Genomic DNA, 18211 nt, shown 5'->3' with positions numbered 1-18211 from the left:
CACGGCGCCGCAGGGGGAGGGGCGTCGACGTGGCCTCAGCCTAAATCAGTCCGCGAGCCCGGTCGGGAAGGCCGACGTCGTCGAGGCTAATGCCGTGATCGTGCAGAAGCGGCACCTGGGTGCCTGGCCGCCGCTCGCCGCCGCGCCATAACCTCGGTGCAACCGGGGCATCCCGAGCCAGTTGTGGCTACCACCCGCGGACAATCCCGCCCGCGGCGCCTGCCGGCCGCACTGGAATTCAACACCATCCAGGAACCTCCAAGGACGGAGAGAGGACGGATACATGACTATCAAGAAGGGCGTCTCCCTGTACTCGTTGCAGGACGCCTACGGACGCGGCGGCATGGGCCTGGAGGGCACGGTAGCTGCCGTGGAAGAAATGGGCGCGCAGGGTGTGGAGATCCTCTCGGATCAGATGATCCGTGGTGCCGCACGTGCCAGCGAGGAGACTCTCGCCGAGTGGGAAGCGGTTATGGAGCGGCACCCGCTTGAGCGCGTCTCCAACGACATCTTCATTAACTCCTCGCTGTACAAGAACCGCTGGCTGACCCTGGAGGAGCAGGTCGATGCTCTCAGCGCCGACCTGCGCCTGACCCACCGGCTGGGCTTCCCGCTGGTGCGCATCGTCTCCCAGACCGACCCGGCCGTGATCCGCCCCACCCTCCCGCTGGCGGAGAAGCTGGGAATCACCATGGCGGTCGAGGTGCACGCCGGTATGAGCTTCGACCACCCCTTGACGGAGGCCTGGATCAAGGAGATGCGGGAGGTCGACAACCCGCACGTCGGGCTGGTGGTCGACTTCGGCATTTACTGTCAGCGGCATCCGCGGGTATCCACGGATTACTTCCGTGAGGTCAGTGGGGTCAATGAGGACGTCATCAAGTACATCGATGATATCTTCGCCCGCGGCACCGACCCGCGCCAGTTCTTCCCGCGCAACCCGGACAACCCCGACGACTACGAGTTTCCGGATGAGTTGACCCGGCACTTCCACAGCTTTGACGACCGCTTCTACGCCATGATGTCAACCGGATACGAGAACACCCCGCTGGACACCCTGGACGAGTACCTGCCTTACATCAAGTCCTTCCACGGCAAGTTCTGGGAGGTCACCGACGACGGCGAGGAGTACTCCATCGACTACGGCCGCATTTTCACCCGGCTGAACCGGTTGGGTTTCGACGGTTACGTGTGCAGCGAGTACGAGGGGCAGCGCTTCACGCTGCCGGGTGAGCCCATCGCCGACCTCGAGCAGGTGCGCCGGCACCAGGAGCTCATGGAGCGGCACTTGAACGACGGCAAGAACGACGGCACCGGCGCGGCCCAGAACGACGGAAAGTGAGCAGAACCCATGTTCGACGGATACATCTTCACCGAGAACTCCCTCGCGAACGCCGAGGAGGACGGCAAGACCATCGGCTTTCAGATGCGCACCCGCATCCCGTATTACCGCGGTATTCCGCTGTCGATGGTGCACGACGTCGAGGTTGAGCTCGACGGCGAGGCCGTGCCCCGCGAGGACATCCGCTTCACCGCCGACGACGGCAAGCACTGGTTCACCCTGGAGGAGATGGAGACGGTCACCTTCTTCCGCTGGGAGTATGCCGACGAGGCCACCGTGCGCGTGCTGCGCGACGGCGGGCTGGCGCCGGGTGAGCATGAGGTGCTGCTGCGGGTCTCGGCGCGCGTGGCCTACATCCCCGTGCCCTTCTCCGGCGAGATGAGGCGCACCGTCACCATTTAGCGCCGCCTCAGGCGCATCCCGACGACGGCGGTCCGGTCGGTATTTGCCACCGGGCCGCCGCCGCTGGACGCTAGCTCCACAACCGCCCGCAATCAACGCAGCCCCGACCATTTCGAAAGCCAAAGGAGACTTTCTCATGAACCGCATTGACAGCCGCCACCTGGTGGTCGGGGGACGGCCCCGGCTGCTGTTGGGCGGCCAGCTGCACAACTCCACCAGCTCCGATCTGGTCCTTGCCCGCGTCGCCTTCGACCGGGTGGTCGAGCTCGGCGGCAACGCCGTGACCGCCACCGTGAGTTGGCATCTGGTGGAGGCCGCCGAGGGTGTCTATGACTTCACCGCAGTGGACGCGCTGATCGAGATGGCTCGCGAGCGCGGCCTGGCGCTGACCCTGCTGTGGTTCGGAGCCTTCAAGAATGCGGCCTCCACCTACGCCCCCAGGTGGGTTCGCGCCGATTCGGAGCGGTTCCCGCGTGCGGAGGCCGGAGCCGACGGCGCCACCGGTGCCTTCACCCGACCCGGTACCCCCGTGCTGTCGGTGTTCTCCCCGGCTCTGCGCCAGGCCGACTGCCGCGCCTTGACCGCGCTCGCCCGCCACATCGCCGCCGTAGACGCCGACGGCACCGTGGTCATGGTGCAGGTTGAGAACGAGACCGGGCTGCTGGGCGCCTCTCGCGACCACGCGGCCGACGCCGAGGCCGCCTGGGCCGCTCCGGTGCCGACGGCGCTGCTGGGCTGGCTCGCCGCGCATCCGGAGGCCACCGGCACGGCTTCGCGACTGTGGCGTGAGCAGGGCTCACCCGCCTCCGGCACGTGGGCGCAGGTGTTCGGGGAGGGGCCGGGTGCCGATGAGGTATTTATGGCCTGGGGTTTCGCCTCCTACTGTGAGGCGCTGGCCGTAGCGGCGAGTGCGCATCTGGACGTCGCCTACTACGCCAACGCCTGGCTGGGGCCGCAGCCGGGGCAGGAGCTGCCGGGCCAGTACCCCAGCGGCGGGCCGGTGGCCGGCGTCGTCGACGTGTGGAAGGCGGCCGCGCCTACGCTGGCCCTGCTCGGCCCCGACATCTACGTCGACGACGTCAAGGGTGCGGTGGCCGGGTATGTGCGAGCCGACAATGCGCTGCTGGTGCCCGAGTCGCGGGTGGCCGTCGGCAACCTGTTCTGGGCGGTCGGCTCCGGTGCGATCGGTTTCAACGTGTTCGGGGTGGACGACGTGCGTCCCGACGGCCAGTTCGCCGCCGCATACCGCCTGCTCGCCGGGGCGCAGGACGTGATTGTGACAGCGCAGCGCGAAGGGCGTATCCGGCCGGTGCTGCTGGAGGCGGGCGAGAGCGCCGTCGTCGAGCTGGGCGGCCTGAGCTGGAGCGTGCAAGGCGCCGCGGACGTGCTGGGCAGGATGTTCCTGGACGCCGGCGTACAGGTGCGTACCCAGGCCCGCGGCGAGCAGGAGAACGTGGCCGAGGCGCTGGTGCCGGCCCCGGCAGACATGCGCGCCATGGGCGTGCTGATCGACCTGGGTGAGGATGAGGTGCTCGTGATCGGGCAGGGCCTCATGCTGGAGGTGGCCGGTGCCGAGGGCGAGGTCGTGGAGATCGATGACGCCGTCGAGGGGCGTTACGAGGCGGGGGAGTGGGTGAGCGGTCGCAACCTCAACGGCGATGAGCGCCTGAACCTGCTGCCGCTGGACCGCCTGGCCGCCGTGCGGGTGCGTGTGCTGCGGCGGTGGAGGTGACTGGGAGCAGACTAGTTGGGTGATGGTGCAAAGACGGGAGCCGGTTGGGACTCACTCCAGGTGCCGGCTGATGTCCGCGCGCACATGGATAATCCGGACGACGGTTACGGTTGCAGACTCGTCGTCGACCCAGTAGAAGACGAGGTGCTGGTCGGCGCGTATATATCGATACTCGCGCGAGAGCGAACGAGATGGCGTATAGACGCGGTGGCGACTCGGCATGGTGCTCAACGAGTTGATGACAGTGACGATGCGTCGCACTGTCCGCACTGCGGAATCAACGTCTCCAGATACCTCGAGTACCGATAGCCCAGCATCGGCGAGTTCTTGCTGTGCTCTGCGCAGGTAGCGGACTACGTACGATCTCATGCTTCTGTTTCGACGGGGTGCGACGTGCTGGTCTGTTTGGATTCGTTGGCGTTGTCGATCGCGGCGAGTGCGTACGCGAGTACTTCCTCCGAGGTGAACCGCTCCGTGGTTGTCTCCATCTCGACTTCCGCCGCGGCCAGCGCCTCGGTGATTTCCCGGTTGAGCGCGAGCGCCTCGTAGTGCTCAATGCTCATCACCACCATGTCACCAACCCCATTGCGGGTCAGAAAGACCGGGCGATCGTCCTCATGGACAGTTGCGGAGATTTCTGTGAACTTATTGCGCAGGTCCGAGATCGGGCGGATGACTGGCATGGGTATCCTCAACCTCTCACCGAAGACGTTTTATCATCACCATGATAGCAGAGCTGCGAGGTGGGGGAGCGGCTGGGCGGCCGCAACCTCAACGGCGATGAGCGCCTGAACCTGCTGCCGCTGGACCGCCTGGCCGCCGTGCGGGTGCGTGTGCTGCGGCGCTGCGAGCGTTGGCAGCTTCAGGTGTGTGGTGCGTAACCGGCTACGCCACATCAACCGATCTCGGTGGTTATGTCTACCGATCTCGACGGTAACAACGACCGATCTCGGTGAAATGGGGCGGGGAGACGGGAGGTGATCACGCATCTTGGCGGCGGTGGGTGACCACCTCCTGCACCCCTACCGGGGAGCCGTGGGGCATCCAGACGTGCATGACGTGAGCCGACAGGAGGGCGTCGGTGACCATGCGGCACGCGCCGGACAGGGTATCGTCCGCACCTCCCATGCGCACGCGCAGGCGTTCGGAGGTGGCGGGCAGAACGCGCCGGCGCAGGGCCTGGCCGACCGCCCGGGAGAAGAACTCCCCTGCCTGCGCCACACCTCCGCCCAGCACCACCTCCCCGGGGTTGTAGGTGGTGGTCAGCACTGCCAGCACCACCGAGAGCCGGTCGGCCGCCTCGGTAAGCAGGCGCACGCACACCGGGTCCCCTTCCGCGGCGCCGCGAAAGACGTGCTCGCAGCGGACGCCTTCGGACTCGTCGAGACGGCGCAGGTAGGGGGATCGCTTCAAGGCCTGTGGGGTGACTGCCGCGTCCTCCATGGCGCCACCGGAGAGCGTCGTCTCCAGGCAGCCCCTTCGTCCACAACGGCAGGCACGGCCACCGGCGCCCGCCATCTGAATATGGGCGATCTCCCCGGAGGCGGCCGCGGCACCGCGGTGCACCTGTCCGCCCGAGACAATACCCATGCCAAGCCCCAGACTCAGCCGGACGTACAGGAGATCCGGGGGCGCCCCTATGCGTTTGGCGGCCGCCAGCGCCATGACATTGACCTCGTCGTCGAGCCACACCGGTAGGTCGAGTCGGCGGGAGAGCTGTTGACGCAACGGGAAGCCGGTCCAGGCAAGCGTGTCGGCCGCACCGCCAGCCCTGGCCGTGGCGGGTGGGATCAGCGTTCCGTCGCGGAAGTCCACCGGCGCCGGGATACAGGCGCCCAGACCCCATGCCGGCGGCAGCTCCGGGTGACGGCCACGCAGCGCCATGAGGTGCTCGACGGCGTGGTCAGTGACCTGCTGCGGATCGCTGAGAATGCCCTCAGCCCAGCTGATCCGATCGATGATTGCACCGCCCAGGTCCATCAAGGCCACGGTGGCGGATCGGTAGGCCACGCTGAAGGCAAGGATGGTTGCGGCGCGCGGGTTGAAGCGCCACATCTCGGGGGCGCGGCCACCGGTCGACACGCCCCGACCGGCCGGCGCGAGCAGACCCAACTCCACCGCGGTCTTCAATCTGCGATCGACGGCGTTACGGCCAAGCGTAAGTGTCTCGCACAGGTCGGCGCGGGAGACCCCCTGCGGGTAGCGGCGGGCCTCCGCGATCAGGTCTGCCAGCTGGGAGACGTGGGCAAAGGAGGGGGCGCGTAATGACACGGTGGTGGTCTTCCGCGTCTCCGAGGAGGGGGACGACGGGGCTGTCCGTTGCTCGTCTTTGAGTCTGTCGTCGTGGGAAGTCACGCAGGCAGTCTCCGTCCAGCTTTCGCAATCGTCAACCGAATCTATGGGCATAGAGCCCGCACTTTTGCGTTGGTCGTGCAAAAGTCGGGATGTGCTGTCTCTGGTGCATCAGTGCCCCCCAAGCCGCTTGTGATTCTGGGGAAAAGCCCGAAGCAGGTGGCGATGGGTGTGGTTTGAGCGACGGTTGTAGGGCCTAATCAGCTGCTGATCTTATGCACGGGCGGTGCGAAAGAAGAAGTAGGTGTGCTTGTTGCCCGCAGTCTCCGCGCGTTGACTGTCCAGCAGAACACAACGAGGTGCGGACCTCGAAGTCCTTGACCTCGGGAGTTCCGGGCAGAGCAGCCCGCACTTCACATCACAGAAAGGCCCGTCATGACGACGCAGTCTGCGGCACCCGCCACCAAGGGGGCCCAGGTACCCCTCAAGGAGAAGATCTCCTACGGCTTCGCCGAGTTCGGATCCCAGTTCGTTTGGACCACCGTTGGCTCTTACCTCATCACCTTCTACACCGACATCGCGCTCATTCCAGCGGCCGCGGCGGCGAACATCCTGTTAGTCGCCCGAGTTCTCGACGGCTTCCAAGACCTCGCCTTCGGCTATGTGGCCGAGCGTACCAAGAGCCGCTGGGGTCGCTTCCGCCCCTACGTCATCTTCGGTGCGCCGCTGCTGTCGATCAGCATGATTCTGGCTTTCTGGATGCCCTTCCATGGCGGCAACGGCGCCAAGATCGCCTGGGCGGGTATCGCCTACGTGCTCCTGTGCTTCCTCTACACCGTTGCCAATATGTCTTATGGATCCCTGGCGGGCGTCATGACAACCGATTCCGGTGAGCGCGTCATCCTCAACTGGATCCGCAATATCGGCTCTCAGGCCGCCGGGCTGATCCTGGACGTTGCCACTCCCTTCCTTCTGGTCTCACTTGTAGCGTCAGAGGCTGCCAAGGATCGCGGTTTTGATGGCCGTTCCTACTTCCTCACGATGCTCATTTTTGCGCTTATCGCGTTGCCGGCATTCCTCATCACGGGCCTAAACGTTCGCGAGCGCATCACTATGACGCCCGAGCAGCAGAAGATCCCCTTCAGCCGGACGGTCAAGGCGGTTGTGACCAACGACCAGCTCATGGTCGTTTTCTTTGCGCTGCTGCTGCAGCTCTTCGGCCTCTTCGGGCGCATCGGCATCATGTTCTACTACTGCCGCTGGATCTTGGGTAACCCGCTCCTGATGGCGGGCGTCATGCTCGCCTTCCGAGTCGGCACGATCATAGGTAGCGTCACTTTGCCACCCTTCGCCCTCAAGCTGGGCAAGCGCAATATGATGATGGCCTCCGTGCTTTCGGGAGGGGTCTGCCTCGTGCTCATCTTCTTCTTCGGGCAGAGCAATCTCACCGTGCTACTCGCCCTCCAGTTCCTCTACGGACTGTCCGGCTTCGCGGCTCCGATCGCCCTGTCCATGGTTCCGGACGCCGTCGACTACTACGAGCACAAGACCGGTGTTCGGGCCGACGGCACCTCCTATGCGACCGTTTCCCTCTCCACGAAGTTCGCCAACGCCATCGGCGGCGCCGCCGCCCTGTACATCATGGGCTGGTTCGGTTACAACGGGGCCTTGGAGGTGCAGAGCGGCAGTGCGCTGACGGGCATCAATATCGCCGCTAATCTGGTCCCGGCCATCATGGCCTTCCTCGCCTTCATCCCGCTGTTGTTCTGGAAGTTGGATACCAAGACCATGGCGAAGATCTCCGCGGAGCTCGAGGTCAAGCGCGCCGCCCAGGCCGAGGCCCTCGCCGAGGGCATCAGCCGCGATTAGGCCGAGCGTCTCGCCGAGGCCGCTGAACGCGCCGCCAAGGAACGCGGCGAGATTTGATTACACCCAGGGCGGGTGCAGGTGGATGATCGACCCGAGGGGCGACACCCTCTGCGCCCGCCCAACCCCAACACCGCTCGACCAGCCGACCGAATACCCGCTCAACGAGGAGCCTCACGTGACCACCATTCCCGACGCCAAGGTCCCCACCGACAACGCCACCGTCCCCGCACCCGCAGCCCAGCTCACCGACGCCCAGCGTGACCACATCGAGGCCCTGCTCGCCCGCATGACCTGGGAGCAGAAACTGGCGCAGGCGCAGGTCGCCTTCAAGATGACTCAACAGGACTGCTTGGAGGCGGCCCGCGCCGGCATCGGCGCCCTGTTCTGGCCCGGCAACGCGACCGACACCAACGCCATCCAACGCGCCGCGGTGGAGGAGACCGAACTCGGCATCCCCCTGTTGATCGGTTTGGACGTCATCCACGGCCAGCGCACCATCTTCCCCACCCCACTGGCCATGGGCGCCTCCTTCTCCACCGCCGTCGCCCATGACTGCGCCGCCACCTCCGCCGCCGAGGCACGCTCCGGCGGCGTCACCTGGACCTTCTCACCCATGGTGGACGTCGCCCGCGACCCGCGCTGGGGACGCGTGGCCGAGGGCTTCGGCGAGGACCCCCTGCTGACCGCCGAACTGGGCGCCGCCATGGTGGCCGGCTACCAGCATGAGCGCCTGGACGAGCTGGGCGCCATGGTGGCCACCGCCAAGCACTTCATCGGCTACGGCGCCGCCGAGGGCGGCCGCGACTACAACACCGTGGACATGTCCGACCAGCGGCTGCACAGCGTCTACCTGCCGCCCTTCGCCGCCTGCGTTGATGCCGGCGTCGGCTCCGTCATGGCCTCCTTCAACACCTTCAATGGCCGCCCGGTGCACGCCAACCGCCGTCTGCTCACCGGCGTCCTCAAGGAGGAGCTGGGCTTTGCCGGCGCCATTGTGGGCGATGCCTCCGGCGTGGACAACCTCATCCCCCACGGCGTGGCCGCCGACCTGGCCGATGCCGCCCGCATGTCGCTGGCCGCCGGGCTCGACGTCGAAATGGGCGGCCACCTGCACGACCCCGTCGCCCGTCCCGACAGCCCCGCCCTCCTGGACGGCGACGACCCGGCCCTGGTGGCCCGCGTCGACGACGCCGTGCGCCGCGTCCTGACCTTGAAGATGGCACTCGGCCTGTTCGAGCATCCCTACGTGGACCCCGACGCCGAGATCACCACCCCCACCGCCGAGCACCTGGCCGCCGCCCGCAACGCCGCCGAAAAGTGCCCTGTCCTGCTCACCAACGACGGCACACTGCCCATCGCCCCCACCACCCGCCGCATCCTGCTGGCCGGCCCGGCCGCCACCCACACCGACCACCTGGGCGCCTGGGTGCAGCACTTCGCCGCCCCACCCGTCCACTGCCTGGCCGACGCCTTGACCACCGCCCTGGGCGAGCGCGCCGCAGCAGCCGGTACGCCCGCACCCGAGCTCACGGTGCTGGGCGGGCAGGACCCGCTCGACGTCACCGAGGCGGAGGCCGCCGCCGTCGCCGCGGCCGCGGCCGATGCCGATCTGGTGATCCTCGCTCTGGACGAGCCCAGCCAGCTCACCGGCGAGGCCACCTCCCGCGCCGACCTGCACCTGCCCGGGAACCAGGCCGCCCTCGTCCACGCCGTCGCCGCCACCGGCACGCCCCTGGCGGTCGTGCTAGTCGCCGGGCGCCCCCTCGTCGTCGAGGAGTGGATCGAGGAGCCCAGCGCCGTCCTGGTCGCCTGGCACCTGGGCACCACCGCCCCGGAAGTCATCGCCGACATCCTCACCGGCGCCGTCAACCCCTCCGGACGCCTGCCCATGGCCTTCCCCCGCCACAGCGGGCAGCTGCCCGCGACCTACGACGCCCACGAGAACACCGGCCGCCCCGCCACCCGCGGCGGGGAGATGACCAAACCCGCCTTCGACATGGGCCTGGACGGCCCCGCCAACCTCCAGGAGTTCTTCACCTCCAAGTACCGCGACCTGGAGCTCGGCCCCCGCTTCCGCTTCGGCCACGGCCTGTCCTACACCAGCTTCACCTACCGCGACGCCGCCCTGTCCCGCGCCACCATCACCCTGGCCGAGCTCGACGCCGGCGCCGCCGTGGAGGTCACCGCCACCGTCTCCAACACCGGCGCGCGCGACGGCGAAGACGTGGTGCTGCTGTTCACCCACGACCTGCTGGCCTCGCTCGCCCCCGCCGTCCGCCGGCTCGCCGGCTTCCAGCGCATCGCCGTCCCCACTGGAGGCAGTCAAGAGGTCACCTTCCGGCTGGACCGCAGCCGCCTGGCGCTATGGGACGACGACGGGCAGGGCTGGCGCGTCGAGCCCGGCGACTTCGAGATCCGCCTCGGGACCGACCCCGACGCCGTCCCGCTGCTACTGACCGTCACCGCCTGACCACCCGCACCTGCAAGCGCGTACAAGGAGGTACCCCATGCGCTTCAACTCATCCCACGGCCCCGTCGTCGCCACCGAGGCCTCCGAGAAGGTCGGCCGCGTCGCCGGTGTCCACGGCGAGCGCCTTCACGTCCTGGAAGGTCTGCCCCCGCGCGGGCCCGGATTCACCGCCGAGCATCAGGCCCAGGCGGCCCGCTACGACCTGCCCGTCGACCCCGTCGACCTGCCCGAGGTGGACCGCCGTGACGATGCCGCCCCCGGCCCGCATGGGGACGTGCCCGTGCGCGTGTACACCCCGAGCGCGCTCGCCGCCCCCGACACCGCCGGCCGCCGCGGCGCCGTCGTCTGGATTCACGGGGGCGCCTTCATCTTCGGCGACCTGGACATGCCCGAGGCCGACCACACCGCCGCCCGCCTGGCGCACGCCACCGGGCTGCCCGTGGTCAGTGTCGACTACCGGCTCGCCGTCGACGGCCTCACCCACCCCGTCCCGCACGACGACTGCTGGGCGGCCTACCAGTGGGTCCGCTCCGGCGGCCACGGCCTGCCCGCCGACCCGGAGCGCGTTGCCGTCGGCGGCGGCAGCGCCGGCGCCTGCCTGGCCGCCTCCGTCGGCCTGCACGGGCGCGACGCCGGGGAACCCCCGGCCGGCATCTTCCTGGCCTATCCGCTGGTTCACTACCCGTTGCCGGAACCCTCAGCCGAGCTCACCGCCGTCCTCGCGACGCTTCCGCCCCTCCTATGGCCCGGCCGCGAGGCCGCAATCGCCCAGAACGACTACCTCATCGGGCAGCTCCTCGGCCCCGAGATGACCGGGGTCGAGCACTTCGACTACGCCATGCCCGGCAACGCCGACTCCCTGGTCGGCTACCCGCGCACCTACATCGAGAACTGCGAGGCCGACGACCTGCGCGCCTCCGGGGAGCGCTTCACACAGCAACTGGTGGAGGCCGGCGTCGACGTCGAGCAGCACACCGTCCCCGGGGAGACCCACGGACACCTGTCCGTGCCCGGCCTGCCCACCGCCAAGGCCACTTGCACGCACTTCGCCGCCTTCTTGGACGACGTGTTGTGCTGAACGACCCCACCCGCGAGCCCCAATCCCGCGCCAACAACAGCTACTCGACTCACCCCGCCGTCGCACCACCGGAGTAACCACATGAGCACCACAACCACCCCCGCCGCCCCCGCCTGGGGGCGCGGCCTTGAGAACCAGCGCCGTGCCAACCTCGGCGACGGCACCTACCGCAACCCCGTCATGGGCGGGGACTACCCCGACCCGACCGTCCTGCGCGTCGGGGACCGCTACTACCTGACCTACTCCTCCTTCGAGTCCAGCCCCGGCATTGTGCTGTGGCGCTCGGAGAACCTGGTGGACTGGGAGCCCGTCGGCCCCACCTGCCCCGACCCCTGGGGCAGCGTCTTCGCCATCGACCTGGTGGAGCACGCCGGCCGCTACTACATGTACATCCCCTTCATGCCCACCTCCTGGTCGCGCGTGGACGCCCCCACCATTGCGGTGATGTGGACCGATGACATCGAGGGCACCTGGCACGGCCCCGTGGACCTGGGCCTGCGCGGCTACATCGACCCCGGGCACGCCGTGGGCGAGGACGGCGAGCGCTACCTGTTCTTGAACGGCGTCGACCGGGTGCGGCTGAGCCCCGACGGCCTGGAAACCGTTGGCGAGGTGGAGCACGTCTACGACGGCTGGCACTATCCGGAGGACTGGGTGGTGGAGGCCTACTCCCTGGAGGGGCCCAAGCACGTGATGCGGGACGGCTGGCACTACCTGGTCTCCGCCGTCGGCGGCACCGCCGGCCCGGCCACCGGGCACATGATCATCGTGGCCCGCTCCCGGTGTATCGACGGTCCCTGGGAGAACATGCCCGCCAACCCGCTGCTGCGCTGCACCGACCCCTCCCAGCCCTGGTGGTCGCGCGGACACGGCACCCTGCTGGAAGGGCCCGGCGGCCAGTGGTACGTCATCTACCACGCCTACGAGCGGGGCGCCCAGGGGCTGGGCCGGCAGATTCTGCTCGAACCGGTCGACTGGACCGAGGCCGGCTGGCCGGTCGCCCGCGGCGGCGACCTGAACTCCCCGCTGGCCCTGCCTGGCGGCGGCAGCCAGCAGCGGCCCCACGGCGTCGCCCTATCCGACGACTTCCACGCCCCGGCCTGGGGATGGCGGTGGACCTTCGACCGGCCCGGTGCCGAGGAGACCGCCCGCGCCGCCTTCACCCAGGCGGGGCTGGTGCTGACCGGCAAGGGGGAGGACCCGGCGTCGTCCTCACCCATGACCGTGCGCGCCCCCGACCGCTCCTACCGGGTGGAGGTCGGCGTCGAACTGCTGGACGCCGCACGGGCAGGCGATGACGGCGGTCCGCAGGCCAGAGCGGCGGAGACATCCGGCGAAGCCGAGGCGCCCGAGACGATGGCGGGGCTGCTGCTGTTCTTCAACCACCGGCTCTTCCTCGGGCTGGAACTGGCCACAGGCCGCCTGCAGGCCTGGACCGGCGGCACCCGCACCTGGGGGAGTCAGTCGCTGCCGGAGGGCACCCGCGCCCTGGAGCTCGCCCTGGAGAAGCGCGAGCACATCGTGCAGATGTACTACCGCGCCCCCGGGCAGGCCCAGTGGACCCACTACCCGCTCACCTTGGAGTGCTCCGGCTACCACGCCAATACCGCGAACGATCTGGTCTCCCTGCGGCCCGCCGTCTTCGCCGCCGGGGGCGGGAGCGCGCGCATAACCGACTTCCGCTACCGGGCGCTGTAGGCATTCCAGCCAGCACTCAAGGAGGAGCAGACCCATGACCGCCCCCGCCCGTCTGCGCCGTCCCGCCAGCCGCGCCGCCCTGAGCCGGGCGCGTTTGGCCGACCCGGAGATGACCGACCGGCCCGGGATCCGCTGGTGGTGGCAGCAGCCGGTTCCGGTTGAGGAGCTACTCGAAGAGCTGCGGGCCATCACCGCCGCCGGCTTCGGGGAGGTGGAGATCGCCTTCTCGCCCGGCTTCTGGGCCGACGCCTCCCAGCGCCAGGCCCTTGCCGCCGTCCTGGACGAGGCGCGCCGCCTCGGCGTGGGCGTGGCCATGACCCTCGGCGCCGCCTGGCCCCTGCAGACCCCCAACACCGCCCGCGGCACCGCCTACGCCGCCCAGGAGCTTCAGTACGGGGTGACGTGGATCGGGGACGACGGCCCGGCAGCCTCTCGGGGCGACTCCGGCCGGGCCGCCGCCGAAAACTCCGCGCCCGTCGATGGATGCGGCGACGCGGTGGTCACGCCCGTGCCCGTGCCCTTCGACGACCCCGACCGGGCCCGCGGAGAGAAGCTGGTCGCCGTCGTCGCCGGCCGGGTGGCTCGGCGCGGCACGCCGCCGCGGGTGGTCCCCTCCGACAACCCCTGGGGCAAGTCCACCAAGATCATCGAACCGGAGCGCTCCACCCTGCTGGACGAGACCACCCTGACCGACCTGACCGGCGCCGTGAGCGGTGAGGATGCGGACGCCGTCGTCACCTGGGCGCCGGGGGAGGGGCAGTGGGCGCTCATGGCCTTCTGGTCCCGGGACAGCGAGCAGGGGGTGACCAGCTTCGTCGACGCCAAGGCCGCCCGGGCCGCGTTGGCCTACCTGGACGAGCACCAGATCGGGCAGGCGGGCGCCGCCCTGTCCGCCGACGGCGCCACCGCCACCGAGCTGTTTGAGGACTCCCTGGAGCTGAACGCCGACTGCCTGTTCTGGTCTTTGACCATGTTGGATCGCTTCCGTTCCCTGCGCGGCTATGACCTCACCCGCTACCTGCCGCTGCTCGTCGCGCACGGCCAATGCCGCTACTGGGTGCCCGAGGCGCCCCCGCGCCCCGACTTCGACTCCGCCGCCGCGGACGGCGCGCCGACCGCCCTGGGGCGGCGCGTGCGCGCCGACTACGACCGCACCATCACCGACCTGTACGTCAGCGACCACCTGGCCCTCATCCAGGACTGGGCCGTCGGACACGGCATGCGGCACAAGGCGCAGGCCGCCTACGGGCAGAACCTGGAGCCGGTCCGTTCCTTCCGGGAACTGGTGCGCTGCGGCGGGCGCGCTGAGGTCGAGTCCCTCAACTCCGGCGACCGTGTGCCCATGCGCATGGACCGCCCGGGCTGGCGCTTCACCCTGGACTGGCAGCGAAGCTGTGTGGGCGGCGCCCACCAGGGCGGGGCCGTGCGCGTGTCCACCGAGCTCGGCGCCCAGATGGACAAGTGCTACGACTTTTCCCTGGCGGACTACCGGCACATGCTCGACAAGGAGTGGGCTGTGGGCGTCACCAAGCCCTTCGTGCACGGCTTCGCCGCCCAGGACCCCGAGGCGCCCTGGCCCACCCGGGGCCGCTTCGGCACCATCGTCTCCGAGTCCTGGAACCAGCGGCACTTCCCCCAGTGGGAGCACTGGAAGGGCCTGACCGACTACTGGGCGCGCGGCACCGCCGTGCTGGAGACCGGCACGCCCCGGGTGGACGTGGCCGTCTACCGCGACGGCTTCCTGACCACCGCCGCCCGCGGCAATGCCGAGGCCGACGCCACCGCCCCCGACCGGCTGCTGGACACCGAGGCCCTGGACCGGGCCGGCTACGGCGTGCAGCTGCTTGACCCGGTCGGTCTGGCCGAAGAGGGGGTCGTCGGTCTCGAACCGGGGCCCGGGTGCGGTGTCGATGCCGCAGCAGCGGGCGCCGCGGGCAAGACCGGCGCTGGGGGACGGAGGGCCGGGGGCGCGACGCTGCCGGCCGCCGAGTGCGCGCCCGGTGCGGAGCGGGTCGTGCTCTTCCCCGACGGGCCCGCCTACCGGGCCTTGATTCTGGATGCCGCGCTCCAGGGCGGCACCATTCCGCTCGATGCCGCCCAGGGCTTGGCGCGTGCCGCCGCGGCGGGACTGGCCATCGTCGTCGTCGGGCGGCCGCCGACGGGTGACGCAGGCTGGGGTGGCAGCGACCGGGACCCGCAGGTGGCCGACGCGATCACCGCCGTCCTCGCGGGAGCGCGCGTGAAGCGGGTGGATGGCTGGGAGGAGGTGCCCGCCGCGCTCGCGGCGCTCGGGGTTCGCCCGCGCGTGGCCTGGCGCGGGCCGGTGCTGCTGAGCCAGGTGCGCGACGCCGCCGAGGGGCGCTATGTGCTCGTATACAACCCCGCCGTCGAGGCGGTCGCCCTACCGCTGGAGATCGAAGGCACCGGGCGCGTGGAGGTTCTCGACCTGGACGCGGGTGCGATCACCCCGGTGGGAGCCGAAGTGGTGGCGGGGCGTACACGCGTGGAGGCAGCACTCGCCCCGCTGGGGCTGGCGGTGCTGCGGGTCGTCCCCGGGGGCGAGAGCGCGGCAGGCGTTGCTGAGGTCGTTGGCGCGGGCGGGGCGTGCGCCGTCGCCGGGGCGGTAATCGGTGCGGGAGCCGTGGCCTCCAGTGGAGGCGATACCGCCTCGCTCGGAGGAGCCGTGACCGGGGCGCAGGCAGAGGCCGGCGGCGCGGAACTCGCCCTCATGGACTGGAGCCTGACCGTCACCAGCGAGGAGCCGGATGGGCCCCGTACCATCGACCTGCCCGGGCAGGGGCCCGGTGACTGGCGTGGTATCGCGGCGTTGAAGGATGTCTCCGGCACCGGGGTGTACCGGGCCCACGTGGAGGGCGGCGCCGGCGGCGAGGCCGCCCGGGCCGCGCTCGCGGATGCCGTGCTGAGCCTCGGTGAGCTGGGCGGCAGCGCGCTTGTGCGGGTGGGCGACTGCGAATTCGGGCCGGTGCTGCGCGATGACGCGGACGTCCCGGTCGGACAGGCACTGGCCGGGGTCGTGGCCGCAGGACAGGACCCGATCATCGAGATCGAGGTCCGCACGACGCTGCGCAACGCGACGCTGGCGGCCGACGTCTACATGACCGGCCCCTGGGCGGTGCGGCATCCCAGCGTCCCCCACGGCCTGCTCGGCCCCGTGCGCCTCTTGTTCTAATTGTTCCTCGTCGAGACCGGCACTTGTTATATGCCGAGGTCGGTCGATGCGGCGGCGCTCGGTGGCCGTGACATCCGGGCGGGGCGTGGTTTGGAGGCTCTTCCGGTTTGAGGGTGTTGGCGGTGTTGGGTGTGGGCTCGGTCGGCTGCTGGCTGCGTACTTGGACCGCGTTTCTGCGGTTGGACCGGGCTTTTGCGGTTGGACCGTCTGAGAGTGCGTTTCAGGTGGTCCAACGGCAGCCAGGCAGTCCAAGACGTGATGCCTGGTTTGTCGGCTCCGCGCCAATAGGGCCTGTAGCGCTCCACGGCCGAGCTGAGTGCGCCGATAGAACCAGTGGACGGCGCGCGCACCGGTGCCGGTAGATGCCTCGGCGGTGCCGTCCAGCCCGATCAGAGGCAGTGGCGAGCGGCGGTAATCGTCTCGCGTTCGCAGGTTGGTGCCGCAGGCGTGCAGTCACGGCACGTTCAGGCTGGAACTTCATAAACGACCTCATAGGGGAGTTGTTGCCTCGTCGCAGCGCTTTCTCAACGAGCCGCGGTCGGTGTTGAAGCGCTTCGAAGTATCCGGAGTTGGCGGGAGGGAAGGGATGGTCGCCGTCCCGGGTGCTGTTCGGTAGCTTGGATTCATTGAAATCGCACTGAATAGTCGCAGTCGGAGTGGTTCGATGAAGAGGTGAGTGTTGGTGGTTGACGTCCGTGAAGGCCTGGGTTAGGCTGGCATCGCAATGAAGCGCTTCAGTTTCATGGCTTGCGCCACTCCAATGGAGGAGTGGCGAGGCATTCATACATGGAGGACACCCACATGAGTATCCGTAAGTCCGTGGCCGTCCTAGCGGTCGTGACCGTCGCAGGGGCGCTTGGGTTCGGCGCCTGCGGTTCCGGAGCCGAGTCCGCCGACGGCGTCACCGAACTCTCGATCTACATTGACTCCGACCCTTCGTCGATCGCCCTGTGGGATCCGCTGGTGGAGTCCTTCAACTCCTCCCACGAGGACATTCGGATCTCCTATGAGACCCATCCCTCGGGATCGGAAGGGGACAACCTGATCAAGACGCGCCTGTCTACCGGGGACATGAACGATCTGTTCTGGTACAACTCGGGATCCTTGCTGAAGGCGCTGAGTCCCGACTCCATGCTTGTGGACTTGTCGGATCAGGACTGGGCGGGCAAGGTCGACGACAACTGGGTGCAGGCCGCGTCCACGGACAACGGCATGTATGGTCTTCCGGTCGGGGCGTCCTTCTCCTTCGGCATGATCTACAACAAGGACGTCTACGCCGAGCTCGGCCTGGAAACTCCAGAATCCTGGGACGAGTTCATGAGCAACAATGAGAAGATCGCAGCCGCAGGGATCACGCCCGTCGTGCAGACCTACTCCGATACCTGGACCTCGCAGGTCATGGTCCTAGGTGACGCCGCGAACGTGCTAGCGGCCGACCCTGATTGGGCTGACAACTACACCGCCAATAAGGCGAAGTACGCGGCCGAGCCGGCCTTCGCCGGATTCCAGCATCTTCAGGACATTTACGATGCGGGCTATCTGAATGACGACTTCGCCTCGGCCACCTATGACGACGGCGTCAGGATGCTTGCCGAGGGCGCGGCGGCCCATTACCCGATGCTTACGTCAAACGTATCCGCAGCCATCGGTGAGAACTACCCGGACGCGGACGCCTCACTCGGCGTGTTCGCGATTCCCGCGGAGGACGCCGCCAACACCACGCTGACCATCGGGACGCCGAACGGCATGTACATACCCAAGACCACGCAGGGCGAGAAACTTGAGGCCGCCTATGAGCTTCTTGACTGGCTCGCCACCCCGGAAGCTTGCACGGTCATGGGCTCTGCGATCACGGTCGGCGGCCCGTTCGTGATCGACGGCTGCGAGCTCCCCGCGACCGCCACTTCACTGGTGGAGGACATGACCCCGTACTACGACGCGGATAACACCGGGCTGGCGTTGGAGTTCCTCTCGCCGATCAAGGGGCCCTCCCTCGAGCAGATCACCGTTCAGGTGGGCTCCGGCATCTCGACGGCGGTTGAGGGGGCTGCCTTGTATGACCAGGATGTCGAGAAGCAGGCGCAGCAACTCGGCCTTGAGGGCTGGTGACGCCAGCCGCTGCGTGGGGGCGGACTCGG

General features: G+C 68.8%; 13 protein-coding genes. 10 read left to right on the top strand and 3 right to left on the bottom strand.

Features of this window, described 5'->3' with window-relative positions; genetic code table 11:
• The first annotated feature begins 283 nt into the window (after positions 1-283).
• The 3 genes from CWT10_RS14050 to CWT10_RS14040 all read left to right on the top strand — a co-directional run bounded on the left by CWT10_RS14050 (position 284) and on the right by CWT10_RS14040 (position 3476).
• Positions 284-1342, top strand: a complete 1059-nt coding sequence (locus tag CWT10_RS14050) for a sugar phosphate isomerase/epimerase family protein (protein ID WP_103062559.1) — start codon at positions 284-286, stop codon at positions 1340-1342.
• A 9-nt stretch (positions 1343-1351) separates the two neighbouring features.
• Entirely contained in the window at positions 1352-1744 is a 393-nt protein-coding gene (locus tag CWT10_RS14045; RefSeq protein ID WP_103062558.1) for a C-glycoside deglycosidase beta subunit domain-containing protein, read from the top strand.
• Positions 1745-1880: 136 nt separating this feature from the next.
• On the top strand, positions 1881-3476 hold the full coding sequence (locus CWT10_RS14040; RefSeq protein WP_103062557.1) for a DUF5597 domain-containing protein: 1596 nt from the start codon (positions 1881-1883) through the stop codon (positions 3474-3476).
• Between the two features lie 51 nt (positions 3477-3527).
• Here CWT10_RS14040 and CWT10_RS14035 read toward each other — a convergent pair whose 3' ends face one another.
• Together CWT10_RS14035 and CWT10_RS14030 are read right to left on the bottom strand one after the other, a co-directional pair.
• A complete protein-coding gene (locus CWT10_RS14035) occupies positions 3528-3845 on the bottom strand; it encodes a type II toxin-antitoxin system RelE/ParE family toxin (protein WP_103062556.1) in 318 nt (105 codons plus the stop codon).
• Positions 3842-4159 (bottom strand): type II toxin-antitoxin system Phd/YefM family antitoxin, encoded by a 318-nt coding sequence (locus CWT10_RS14030; RefSeq protein WP_103062555.1) that lies wholly within the window; start codon positions 4157-4159, stop codon positions 3842-3844. The genes CWT10_RS14035 and CWT10_RS14030 overlap by 4 nt, the downstream gene beginning before the upstream one ends.
• Before the next feature lie 60 nt (positions 4160-4219).
• Here CWT10_RS14030 and CWT10_RS16870 point away from each other — a divergent pair, with 60 nt between their 5' ends.
• Positions 4220-4357 (top strand): hypothetical protein, encoded by a 138-nt coding sequence (locus CWT10_RS16870; protein ID WP_158247615.1) that lies wholly within the window; start codon positions 4220-4222, stop codon positions 4355-4357.
• A gap of 100 nt (positions 4358-4457) precedes the next feature.
• On the opposite strand, the gene CWT10_RS14025 is transcribed toward CWT10_RS16870, so the two are convergent.
• The gene (locus CWT10_RS14025) at positions 4458-5831 is read right to left on the bottom strand and encodes an ROK family protein (RefSeq protein ID WP_158247614.1); all 1374 of its coding nucleotides are present in this window, start codon (positions 5829-5831) and stop codon (positions 4458-4460) included.
• 372 nt (positions 5832-6203) lie between these two features.
• Between CWT10_RS14025 and CWT10_RS14020 the strand changes: the two genes are divergently transcribed.
• From CWT10_RS14020 to CWT10_RS13995, 6 genes are all read left to right on the top strand, one after another.
• Positions 6204-7637, top strand: coding sequence for an MFS transporter (locus CWT10_RS14020; protein ID WP_103062553.1), 1434 nt, complete (start codon positions 6204-6206; stop codon positions 7635-7637).
• A 175-nt stretch (positions 7638-7812) separates the two neighbouring features.
• Complete coding sequence (locus tag CWT10_RS14015) at positions 7813-10107, top strand: glycoside hydrolase family 3 N-terminal domain-containing protein (protein WP_199176325.1); 2295 nt, start codon at positions 7813-7815, stop codon at positions 10105-10107.
• Positions 10108-10144: 37 nt separating this feature from the next.
• Complete coding sequence (locus CWT10_RS14010) at positions 10145-11185, top strand: alpha/beta hydrolase (RefSeq protein WP_103062552.1); 1041 nt, start codon at positions 10145-10147, stop codon at positions 11183-11185.
• Between the two features lie 81 nt (positions 11186-11266).
• Positions 11267-12883 (top strand): family 43 glycosylhydrolase, encoded by a 1617-nt coding sequence (locus tag CWT10_RS14005; protein ID WP_103062551.1) that lies wholly within the window; start codon positions 11267-11269, stop codon positions 12881-12883.
• Positions 12884-12917: 34 nt separating this feature from the next.
• Positions 12918-16073 (top strand): glycosyl hydrolase family 2 protein, encoded by a 3156-nt coding sequence (locus CWT10_RS14000; RefSeq protein WP_103062550.1) that lies wholly within the window; start codon positions 12918-12920, stop codon positions 16071-16073.
• An 801-nt stretch (positions 16074-16874) separates the two neighbouring features.
• The gene (locus tag CWT10_RS13995; protein WP_199176324.1) at positions 16875-18182 is read left to right on the top strand and encodes an ABC transporter substrate-binding protein; all 1308 of its coding nucleotides are present in this window, start codon (positions 16875-16877) and stop codon (positions 18180-18182) included.
• The last annotated feature ends 29 nt before the right edge of the window (positions 18183-18211 follow it).

Origin of the sequence: Actinomyces qiguomingii (assembly GCF_004102025.1) — a bacterium.
Taxonomy (GTDB): Bacteria; Actinomycetota; Actinomycetes; order Actinomycetales; family Actinomycetaceae; genus Actinomyces; species Actinomyces qiguomingii.
Note: the sequence above shows the minus strand (reverse complement) of the source record. Positions and strands in the feature narration are given on the sequence as shown.

Bases quoted from the DNA above. Each gene is read 5' to 3' on its own strand.
- CWT10_RS14050 (WP_103062559.1), top strand. From the start codon at position 284: ATGACTATCAAGAAGGGCGTCTCCCTGTACTCGTTGCAGGACGCCTAC.
- CWT10_RS14045 (WP_103062558.1), top strand. From the start codon at position 1,352: ATGTTCGACGGATACATCTTCACCGAGAACTCCCTCGCGAACGCCGAG.
- CWT10_RS14040 (WP_103062557.1), top strand. From the start codon at position 1,881: ATGAACCGCATTGACAGCCGCCACCTGGTGGTCGGGGGACGGCCCCGG.
- CWT10_RS14035 (WP_103062556.1), bottom strand. From the start codon at position 3,845: ATGAGATCGTACGTAGTCCGCTACCTGCGCAGAGCACAGCAAGAACTC.
- CWT10_RS14030 (WP_103062555.1), bottom strand. From the start codon at position 4,159: ATGCCAGTCATCCGCCCGATCTCGGACCTGCGCAATAAGTTCACAGAA.
- CWT10_RS14020 (WP_103062553.1), top strand. From the start codon at position 6,204: ATGACGACGCAGTCTGCGGCACCCGCCACCAAGGGGGCCCAGGTACCC.
- CWT10_RS14010 (WP_103062552.1), top strand. From the start codon at position 10,145: ATGCGCTTCAACTCATCCCACGGCCCCGTCGTCGCCACCGAGGCCTCC.
- CWT10_RS14005 (WP_103062551.1), top strand. From the start codon at position 11,267: ATGAGCACCACAACCACCCCCGCCGCCCCCGCCTGGGGGCGCGGCCTT.
- CWT10_RS14000 (WP_103062550.1), top strand. From the start codon at position 12,918: ATGACCGCCCCCGCCCGTCTGCGCCGTCCCGCCAGCCGCGCCGCCCTG.
- CWT10_RS13995 (WP_199176324.1), top strand. From the start codon at position 16,875: ATGAGTATCCGTAAGTCCGTGGCCGTCCTAGCGGTCGTGACCGTCGCA.